Source organism: Acidovorax sp. (assembly GCF_046339755.1).
In the GTDB taxonomy this organism is placed as follows: Bacteria; Pseudomonadota; Gammaproteobacteria; order Burkholderiales; family Burkholderiaceae_C; genus Acidovorax.
This window is the reverse complement of the sequence record NZ_JBKDTZ010000285.1, coordinates 1-9,658: the sequence shown is the minus strand read 5'-3', so window position 1 is coordinate 9,658 and position 9,658 is coordinate 1. Positions and strand designations below refer to the sequence as shown.

8 protein-coding genes are annotated in these 9,658 nt (G+C 68.9%); 2 read left to right on the top strand and 6 right to left on the bottom strand.

Annotated features, from left to right (window positions below):
- Positions 1–1,615 precede the first annotated feature (1,615 nt).
- From ACK59X_RS24660 to ACK59X_RS24650, 3 genes are all read right to left on the bottom strand, one after another.
- Entirely contained in the window at positions 1,616–2,017 is a 402-nt protein-coding gene (locus ACK59X_RS24660) for an OsmC family protein (protein ID WP_409960984.1), read from the bottom strand.
- Positions 2,014–2,439, bottom strand: a complete 426-nt coding sequence (locus ACK59X_RS24655) for an OsmC family protein (protein ID WP_409960983.1) — start codon at positions 2,437–2,439, stop codon at positions 2,014–2,016. Before ACK59X_RS24655 ends, ACK59X_RS24660 begins: the two co-directional genes overlap by 4 nt.
- Before the next feature lie 105 nt (positions 2,440–2,544).
- Positions 2,545–3,258, bottom strand: coding sequence for a hypothetical protein (locus ACK59X_RS24650; protein ID WP_409960982.1), 714 nt, complete (start codon positions 3,256–3,258; stop codon positions 2,545–2,547).
- Positions 3,259–3,339: 81 nt separating this feature from the next.
- Between ACK59X_RS24650 and ACK59X_RS24645 the strand changes: the two genes are divergently transcribed.
- Positions 3,340–4,071, top strand: a complete 732-nt coding sequence (locus ACK59X_RS24645) for a hypothetical protein (RefSeq protein ID WP_409960981.1) — start codon at positions 3,340–3,342, stop codon at positions 4,069–4,071.
- Here the strand turns inward: ACK59X_RS24645 and ACK59X_RS24640 are convergent.
- The 3 genes from ACK59X_RS24640 to ACK59X_RS24630 form a co-directional block, all read right to left on the bottom strand.
- Positions 4,060–5,070: an asparaginase gene (locus ACK59X_RS24640; RefSeq protein ID WP_409960980.1), complete on the bottom strand. Its 1,011-nt coding sequence runs from the start codon at positions 5,068–5,070 to the stop codon at positions 4,060–4,062. The two genes, ACK59X_RS24645 and ACK59X_RS24640, sit on opposite strands and share 12 nt — an antisense overlap.
- A gap of 14 nt (positions 5,071–5,084) precedes the next feature.
- Complete coding sequence (locus ACK59X_RS24635; protein ID WP_409960985.1) at positions 5,085–7,643, bottom strand: penicillin acylase family protein; 2,559 nt, start codon at positions 7,641–7,643, stop codon at positions 5,085–5,087.
- Positions 7,644–7,730: 87 nt separating this feature from the next.
- Complete coding sequence (locus tag ACK59X_RS24630; protein WP_409960979.1) at positions 7,731–8,660, bottom strand: adenylate/guanylate cyclase domain-containing protein; 930 nt, start codon at positions 8,658–8,660, stop codon at positions 7,731–7,733.
- Positions 8,661–9,077: 417 nt separating this feature from the next.
- Here ACK59X_RS24630 and ACK59X_RS24625 point away from each other — a divergent pair, with 417 nt between their 5' ends.
- A complete protein-coding gene (locus ACK59X_RS24625; RefSeq protein ID WP_409960978.1) occupies positions 9,078–9,428 on the top strand; it encodes a hypothetical protein in 351 nt (116 codons plus the stop codon).
- Positions 9,429–9,658 lie beyond the last annotated feature (230 nt).

The window sequence follows — 9,658 nt, the reverse complement described above, 5'->3', positions numbered from 1 at the left end:
CCGTGTGGGCGCGTGGATTGAAACTGGACGTTGCCCAGGTCCTTGCGCCCCTCGTAGCGTCGCGCCCCGTGTGGGCGCGTGGATTGAAACTGCTCACTGCTGCGGGTCTCTGGCTTTACCTCTAGTCGCGCCCCGTGTGGGCGCGTGGATTGAAACAACCTGCCGCCGGGCACGCTGGAGGCAGAGGCCAGTCGCGCCCCGTGTGGGCGCGTGGATTGAAACTCGATCACTTGCGCCTTGGACAGCGTGGCATTGCGCGTCGCGCCCCGTGTGGGCGCGTGGATTGAAACGTGCTCTAGGCATAATTGTGGCCCAGCACCGCGCCCGTCGCGCCCCGTGTGGGCGCGTGGATTGAAACTCAATGCCACGCCGCACGATGTCAGACGCCCCGGTCGCGTCCCGTGTGGGCGCGTGGATTGAAACAAGGCCGACAAGGGCAGCAAAGAATCGGCATCTGGTCGCGCCCCGTGTGGGCGCGTGGATTGAAACCTCGAATTCGACACCGCCAAGCGCGACGGCACCCCGTCGCGCCCCGTGTGGGCGCGTGGATTGAAACTGCCGGGCGCGCAGCACGGTGACCGCCAGCACTCCGTCGCGCCCCGTGTGGGCGCGTGGATTGAAACCGCGTCAACCTTGACCGGGGCGGGTATGACGATGGGTCGCGCCCCGTGTGGGCGCGTGGATTGAAACGAGCCGGTCACCGAGACCATCACGCGCCAGATCGTCGCGCCCCGTGTGGGCGCGTGGATTGAAACAACCCCACGCGGCCCGACTACCTTGCATGGTGCTGGTCGCGCCCCGTGTGGGCGCGTGGATTGAAACAGTGCTCGCCCTGGCCGCCGGGGCCCTCGGGTGAGTCGCGCCCCGTGTGGGCGCGTGGATTGAAACAAGCGCTTTAGCGCAACGGGAGTGCTCCAAGGCGTGTCGCGCCCCGTGTGGGCGCGTGGATTGAAACCATGCATGTGTGCGTGTGGCCGATGACGCCTGATGGTCGCGCCCCGTGTGGGCGCGTGGATTGAAACTCGGCCATGGCGCGCGTCTCGCGCACGCAGTCGTGTCGCGCCCCGTGTTGGCGCGTGGATTGAAACCCGCCAGGTCGAATGGGTCCGTCCTGGACAGCTGGTCGCGCCCCGTGTGGGCGCGTGGATTGAAACGCCAGCATGACTTTGGCCCAGGTGCCCACGCCAGGCGTCGCGCCCCGTGTGGGCGCGTGGATTGAAACTGGTCCAGGACAGCAAGTAATGGCCCTGCAACCAGGTCGCGCCCCGTGTGGGCGCGTGGATTGAAACCAGGTCGCATTCCTCGGTGTCATCTTGGCCGAAGGTCGCGCCCCGTGTGAGCGCGTGGATTGAAACACGAGCACATCCGCGGCCCCTTCCAGAAGCACTTGGTCGCGCCCCGTGCGGCGCATGGATTGAAACGTCGACACGGCCAAGGTGCACTTCACGGCCCCGGATCGCGCCCTGTGTGGGCGCGTTGATTGAAACACACGCCAGTGCCGGTGAACGTGAGGAACAGGGCGTCGCGCCCCGCGTGGATTGAAACAACATGAACGCCAACATGGTCAACATGCCGGCCTACATCGCCCCCATGCCCGGCACCCGAGCCCAGCGGCTCAATTCCCCCGTTCGCTGGTGATCTCGGCCCCGTCGCGCAGGGCCTTGGTCACGGGCGTGTTGGCGACCACCTCCAGCAGCCGCTCCCACTGGGCGTCGCTGAGCGCCTGGTCCGAATGCAGGACGCGGTGGATGTGCAGCCTGCCCTCCTCGCCCCGGCTCAAGGCCAGTTCAGCCCGGAACTCGCCGAGGTTCCAGCCCTTGCGCTCGGCGTACATGCGCAAGGTGATGGCCGTGCAGGCCGACAGGGCCGCCAGGTAGTAGTCGAAGGGGGCGGGGCCCTTCCCCTGGCCGCCCAGCGCCCGGGGTTCGTCGGCGACCAGGTCGAAATGGCCCGCGCGCACCTGGTGGACGTAGTTGGTGTCGCCCGACACCACCGAAGCCGATGCCACCTTGGTCATTGCGCTGTGCCCTCCGCAGTTGCCAGCGCCGAAGCGATGCGGACTTCGCCGGTCAGCAGCTTGTGCACCGGGCAGGCATTGGCCACCTGCAGCAGGCGCTCGCGCTGCTCATCGCTCAGCGCGCCCGACAAGGTGATGCTGCGCGTGATGTCGGTGCCGCTGGCCGGCGCACCGCCGGGGTGGAGCTGCAAGGCCACCTCCACGCCGGCCAGGGGCCACTGCTTGCGCGCCGCGAACATCTGCAGCGTGATGACGGTGCACGCGCCCAGGCTCGACAGCAGCAGGTGGAACGGGGACGGGCCGGCATCGGCACCGCCCAGGTCGGTGGGCTCATCGCCAATCCAGGTATGGCCGGCCTCGTCGACCAGGGTGACAGCGTAGGGAGTGGTCCCGCCGATGGCGCGGACAGAAGGTGTGCTCATTCAGGCTCTCTCAGGCCCGGCGCCCATGCGCCGGTGGCCTGTGATCATAAAAGCCTGCTTGCGACCTGTCCGGGACCGGGACAAATCGCAGACTGGCCCAGCCTGTCACAGATCGAGCGGCGGTGCCGGCAGGTTCTGCGCTGCAGCCTGGGCCGCCGTCACGAGCACCGCATGGGCATGGGCAATTTCCGCCAGGGTGCGGCGCGTGTGCTCGGTGCGCAGGTAGACATGCCCGCGCGCCAGCATCAGCACCATGGGCGTTTCGGATCTCAGGGCGCCCTGCTCGCCTTCCACCGCATTGAGCAGTGCCGATACCAGGTGCGCATGGACCCAGCGCTCGGCATGGTCGATGCGCTCGGCCACCACCGCGAAATGGCGCACGAACGAGCTTGGCAGCTCGGGCCAGGAGACCTCGTCGAACATGGACAGCCAGCGCATCTCCTCGGGCATGCGCGCATCCACGCTGGTCTGCAGGTTGTCGGTGATGGCGTTGTAGGCGTGGCGCTCCAGCGCATCGCGCAGCGGGCGGTTGAGCAACAGCACGGCCGCGTCGGGGTCGGCCTTCACGTCGGCGCGCCCACGCAGCTCCAGGCCAAGGATGTAGTCGCGCGTAGAGGCCCCGCATTCCAGCCGCCAGGGATGGCCCAGGATCTCGCCCCCCACGTCGAAGTGGCCCGCCCCTGCCTGCGGCACGCTGGACAGGTGCTGGTCGGCAATCCAGCGCGCCAGTTGCGCACCGGTCACGGGCTGGTTGGAAGACAGGCCATCGGAAGAATCGGATGGCGCCCCGGCAAAGGCCTGGCGGATGCGATCGAACATGGTGTGCTCACAAGCCGCAAGGCTTCGAAGAAGTCGCAGATGCACCATTATTGGCACAAACCGCTACGATTGGGAGGCACCATGACCTCGCTCCCATTACCCGCCGCCCTTGTTCGTGACATTTTGGCGGTTTCCGCCGTGCCGCAAACCGGCCTGCGGCGCCGTGCCCTGCTTCTGGGTGGCGCCGCCACCGTGCTGGCCGCTGCGGCCTGGAGCCCGGCGGCACGGGCCGCCACACCGTGGGAAGGCGCGGGCGCCACGGTGGACGCGCAGCGCCTGGTGCGCTGGATCCAGTCCAGCGGCAACCACCAGGGCATGCCCTTCGCGGTGATCGACAAGCCCGCTGCCAGCATCCACGTATTCGGCCCCGGTGGCGGCCATGCGGGCAGCGCGCCGGTACTGCTGGGCTCGGCCCTGGGCGACCGTTCGGCACCCGGCATAGGCCAGAAGCCGCTGTCGCAGATCCGCCCGCAGGAGCGCACCACGCCGGCCGGCCGCTTCGTGAGCGAGCCCGGCAGCAACCTGCAGGGCCACGACATCGTGTGGATCGACTACGAGGCCGCCGTGTCGCTGCACCGCGTGCGCGGCGCCCCGGCCGAGCGCCGGGTGCAGCGGCTGGCCAGCCCGGTGCTGGCCGAGCGGCGTATCAGCAATGGCTGCGTGAATGCGCCCACCGCGTTCTACAACCGCTGCATTGCGCCCTGGTTCGGGCGCGAGGCGGGCGTGGTCTATGTGCTGCCCGATTCGGAGCCGTTCGCCGCCTTCTTTCCAGCGGCGGACGCGGCCTACCCTCTGGCCCGGCTACCGTCCTGAACCCAGCCTGAAGGCGGGCCGCCGGCCACCCACCTCCAGCCCGCGCGCATTGACGATGCGCGCCGAGCGCCGCGGTGCCAGCGCCTCGAGCTGCGCGTCGCTGAGCCAGCCGAGCTGGTCCATCACCTCCACCGAGGCGGCCACCTGGGCCAGCATGCTGCCGTCCATGACCTTGAGCGCAAAGGCCTCGCCCCGGCTGCGGCTGCCCACCACCTGCACGCCGTCGGCGCCGGTCTTGGAGACCCAGTCGCCCGCGCCCACGCGCATGAAGTCGAGGTCGTGCCGCCCGGTCCCCGAGCCCAGCTCGGGCCGCGCCACCATGGCATCGGCCAGCGCGGTGAGGCTTTCGTCGAGATCGGTGTCCGGCGCGCCACCGGCCAAGCGCGCGTAGCCGCGGGCCAGGTTGGCCAGCGGCAGCGCGTAGTTGGGGGCGGAGCAACCGTCCGTGCCGGCGGCCAGGTCGCCCGGCACCAGGCCCACGGCCTGCGCAACGCGCTCGCGTACCGCCACCTGCAGCGGGTGGCCAGCGTTCAGATGGTCATCGAGCGGCAGGCCCTGCTGCACGCAGTAGGCCACAAAGCCCGCGTGCTTGCCGCTGCAGTTGTTGTGGCGCTCATCGGGCACGAAGCTCGCAGGCAGCGCGCCGAGCCCCAGTTCGGCGAACAGCGGCCGGTGGCAGCCGCAGCGCAGCGCGTGGTAGTCCTGGCCGACACTGGCGAGCATGCGCTCGACCTGCTCCACGTGCATGGGTTCGCCGTTGTGGCTGGCGCACAGCAGCGCCAGGTCGGCCGGGCCCCAGCCCAGGGCCCGGGCCCCGCCCGACTGCATGAAAGGGAGTGCCTTGAAGGCCGTGCAGGTGGAGCGCGTGAACACCACCGCCCCTGGGTCACCCACCTGGGCGAGCAGCTTGCCATCACGGTTGGCCACAGCCACGGCCCCCCAGTGCTGGCATTCGACCAGGCCGCCCCGGGTGACTTCGATCAATGGTACGAAACCCATGGGTATCCTTTGTCTCAAGGCGCAGGCGCCAGTGTCAGGGAGTGGACGAAGCGTGCCGGCTCGCGCTGCAGCAGGCGGTTGCCGGCCCCTGCCCAGGCGGCGGCCATGTCGCGGTAGCGCGGCGAGAACACCAGGCCGCTCTGCCCGGTCTGGTAGATGAAGGTTGACTGCTCCAGGTCCGCCAGGTCGTAGATGGCGCGCAGCGACGCGGCGTGGCGGTTGGCAAAGGGCGCCTTGGCATCGCCCGCGTTGTACTGGCCCACGTTCACGGTGTACGAGTCGCCGTTGGACGGCACGCTCACGTCAAACCAGCGCGCCAGCGCCGCCACATTGCCGAAGGGCCGGTGGCCGCTGACAGCGGGGTGGGCATCGCCCCAGCGCCAGGCGGCGGGCTCGGCGCCGTAGGCGGCCTGCAGGCGGTCGAGCGCCCGGCCCAGGGCCGCGGCCGACTGCTCGGCACAGGTGGAGGGCTGGCACCACCAGGCATCGTTGCGCGTCAGCATGCCTTCCACGCCCGCACGGTAGTCGCGCTTGCCGTAGGTGGCGGCAAAGCGCTCCTTGCCGATGCGGGGCACCACCAGGCCGCGCACCAGCTCGTCGGTCCAGGCGGCCACGATCAGCGGCGCGGCACGGCGGGCATCCATCACGCCATCGAAATCCTTGAGCAGGGCCTGCGCCTGGGCGGCCAGCGGGTGGCTGGACTGGGCCTGCTGCAGGTGGGGCAGCAGGTGCCTGGCGGCCAGCGAGGTGGCGTCGAGCTGGATGGCCTGCAGGCTGGCCGCCGTGTGCTTGGGACGCGCTTCGATGAGCTGGGCGATGCGCTCGTACCGGTAGGGCAGCGCCCAATCCTGCGTCAGGTAGTGCGGGTAGCCGGGCGGCGTGACGCGCTGGTTGGCGGTGGCGATCCAGCCCTTGGCGCCCTCGTCCTGCGGGGTCTGGTCCAGCGGCAGCCAGCCCTTCCAGTCGTAGCGCGCATCCCAGCCGGGCGACGGGGCCACGCCGCGGATGTCGTTGTCCGGCGCGCGCATGGGCACGCGGCCCATGGCCTGGAAGCGGATGCGCCCGTTCACATCGGCCGCCACCACGCTCTGCATGGGCGAGTGGTAGCTGGCGAAGCCGGCGAACAGGTCTTCCACCGACGTGGCCTGGTTGGCCATGAGCCCGGCCAGCACGGTCTGGTTGTCGGGGTCCAGCGCCGTCCAGCGCAGGGCCAGCACGTACTTCTTGAGGTCCAGCACCTCGGCGTGCGACTTCTGCGCATCGCTGAGCACCGGACCATGGCGCGTGCTGCGCAGGGCCAGCTCCACATCGGGTTGGCCCTTGACGCGGATGCGCTCCTTGCGCACCGCGAACGCGGCCCAGCCCTCGGGCGTGCGGTACTGCGTGGCATCCGCCGGGTTGATCTGCTCCAGGTACAGGTCCTGCACGTCGGGGCTGGTGTTGGTGAAGCCCCAGGCCACGCTGGCCGTGCGGCCCAGCACCACGAAGGGCAGGCCCGGCAAGGTGGCACCCAGGGCATCGATGGCGGCAATCGGCGAGCCGTCCGAGGCCTTGCCGGCTGGCGCCTGCAGGCGGGCGTAGTACCAGATGGCCGGTGCGCTCAGCGACAGGTGCGGGTCGTTGGCCAGCAGGGGCTTGCCGCTTTCGGTGTGCGAGCCGGCCAGCACCCAGTTGTTGCTGCCCTTGCCGTCGTTGGTGCCGGCGTTGCGGGTGAGCTCCTCGGCCCAGGCCAGCATGCCCGCGCCGACCTGGCGGGACCACACGGCGCTGCCGCCCTGCTCCGCTGCAGGGTCGGGCTTCCTGGCCTGCAGCGCGGCGCCGCGGGCCAGGCCTGCGCTGGGCGCTTGCGCGCCAGCGGCGTCGCCGCGGTACACGCCCAGTTGCCGGTACAAGGCAGCCAGGTCGGCCGTGGCGGCAGGCGGCTCGCCGGGGTATGGCGGCATCAGCTGCCACAGGCGGTCGGTGTCGAGCGTGCGCGCCACCGACAGGCGCGCGTATTCATTGCCCCAGTTGCCGCCCAGGTCCAGCGCCATCATCAGCGCCCAGCCCACGCTGTCCTCGGGCTCCCACACGGCACCCGTGTCGCCGCCGGGCTTGGCACCCAGCACCAGGAACTCGGGCGGCAGGGCCTGCGGGCGGTTCTTGTGGAAGGCATGGATGCCTTTGCTGTAGGCCTGCAGCGCCTCGCGCGCATACAGCGGCAGGCCGGCGTACTGCTTGCGCGCTGTGCCGACGATGTCGAGCGAGCGCATGAGCTTGTCGGTCTCCAGCGTGGCTTCGCCAAACACCTCGGAGAGCTGGCCGTGCATCACCCGGCGGTTGAATTCGAGCTGCCAGGTGCGCTCCTGCGCATGCACATAGCCCATGGCGAACCAGGCGTCCTGCGGGCTTAGCGCGCTGACATGGGTGACATCCGCGGCATCGCGCTGCACCTTCACGGGCTGGCCCAGGTCTGCGACCTGCAGCTGGCCATCCATGACCGCAAAGGTCCGCTGCACATAGATGGCGGCCCCCGCCCCCACCAGCAAGGCCCCGGCCACCAGGGCCACGGCCGTTTTCTTGATCCACGCCATATCGTTCTGTCCTGTCTCGGTCTTGTCGCCGGGCATTGTGTCAGAACGTGTCAGTCCGCCCCTGTAAAAAAGGGCGATGCCTGCGCATCAGCCGAGATGAACGTTGGCACCCACGACCTGGAACTGCATGGTGGGCGCGGTGGGCTCGCTGAACGAAACCCCCAGCGCGATATGGCCCGTGCCATGCAGGATGCAGGCATCGCGGCGCAGGCGCACGGGCGAGTCGCTGCCCTCGAAGCGCACCCAGGTGCCGAAGCTGCTCATGTCGGTGAGCACGAAGCCGCTGTTGCGCCAGTCGATGCGGGCGTGCAGGCGCGATACCCGAGGGTCGTTGATGCGAAGCTGCATCTCGGAGGCCCGGCCCACATGCACTGGCGCATCGGCTGAGCTGAAGGACAGGTCCACGCCATGCCATGAAAACTGGATCTGGCCCAGGATGGTGTCGACCGGTGAAAAGTGGCTGGTCAGCGCCGACTGCATGGTGAGCGAGTCGGGCTCTTCGTCCTGGCGCCACTCCACCTGGTAAAGCATCAGCGTTTCGGCCTTGCCGCGGATTTCCATCTGCCCCAGCTGGCGGTACCAGACCGATGCCGCAGCACCCGCCAGCAGCACCGCCGTTTCGGTGGCCCAGATCTCGGACGGGCCGGCCCGTTCGCACAGGCGGGAGGCCACGTTCACGGCATCGCCGTAGCAGTCACCATCGACCTCCACCACCTCGCCGCTGGCCACGCCCACGCGGATGTCCATGCGCAAGGGGTGGGGCCATCGGTCCAGCCGGGCCAGATGCTTGCGCTGCATCTCGGCCATGGCCGACACGGCGCTGGCGGCATCGCCAAAGATGCCCAGCACGCCGTCGCCCAGCTTCTTGACGACGCGACCCGCATTGCCCTCGATGGAGTCGCCGATCCACTGGGTCAGCTGCGTCACCGCTTCGGTGGCACGCTCGTTCCCCAGCGTCTCGTAGAGCGACGTACTCCCGGAAATGTCGGCAAAGACCACCGTCGATAGAACCGTCATGGGCGCGAAGGCACAGGTAACATCATGTGACCCAGTTTAGTCCAAGCGCACCCGGCGTGCATGGCGCCCCATGACGCAGCGGGCCGGGCAAGACCCGGCTTGCACCCATGCGCCCTGCGGTGGGAACACAACCCTGCACCCTGCCCGTGGTCCCCCTCCCGCACCCGCACAGCAAGGCCCCACTGCATCGCCGGGCAGTCTGCGGGCGCTGCCCGTGGCCGCCCCACGCCGCGGGCACGAGTCCTGCTTGCTCATGAAGACATTTCATTCAAAACACATCGATTAGTTGCAATTGTTTGCAAAAAGCTATCGAGGTCTGTTGGCTTTACGCATAAAGCGAGGGTAGCCCCTTGCGTTTACCGCGTGTGCCACTTACCTTGGGATTCTGGTTACATATCCATGGTGAAAAGCCATTCCATGCGCTGGAACAAACCTTATGTACGCGGCAGCAGCCTGCACGGCCTCATTGGCCGGGATGCGCCCGCATCCACCGCCTGGGTGCGCGACCAGCAACTGGAGGAAGTGCGCCGGGCCATGATCGGCAGCCTCTCGGGCTACTCAGGCTGTGAAGTGGCGCGCATGAACATCCGCCTGCGCTATGCGGGCGACATCGAGTCGCTGTGGTACCTGCGCACCGACCTGCTGGGAACCCTGGCCCCCCTGCAGGGCGAGCCATCTGCCAAAAACGTCATTGCCCAGGTGACACTCCTGTTCCAGGGCCTGCTGCCGCGCGCCCTGGGCACACCTGTGCGGCAGACGATATCTTGAGCCACCCGATCAGCGACTCAAGAAGAAGGCTTCGCGCAGTGCGCTCTGTTTGAACGCGCGCGGCCAAAGCCAGCACCCCCGTGCAAGGGCCGCCCCGCCCCACCGGGGGTGTCCCCTCCCGCCTTGTGCAGCCAGACGAGAGAGGGGGAAGTCGCGACGCGGGGCAGGGGGTGTTAGCCCAGATGTCGCCCGTAGATCAGGGCGTCGCGCTCTTCCACCGACAGCGACAC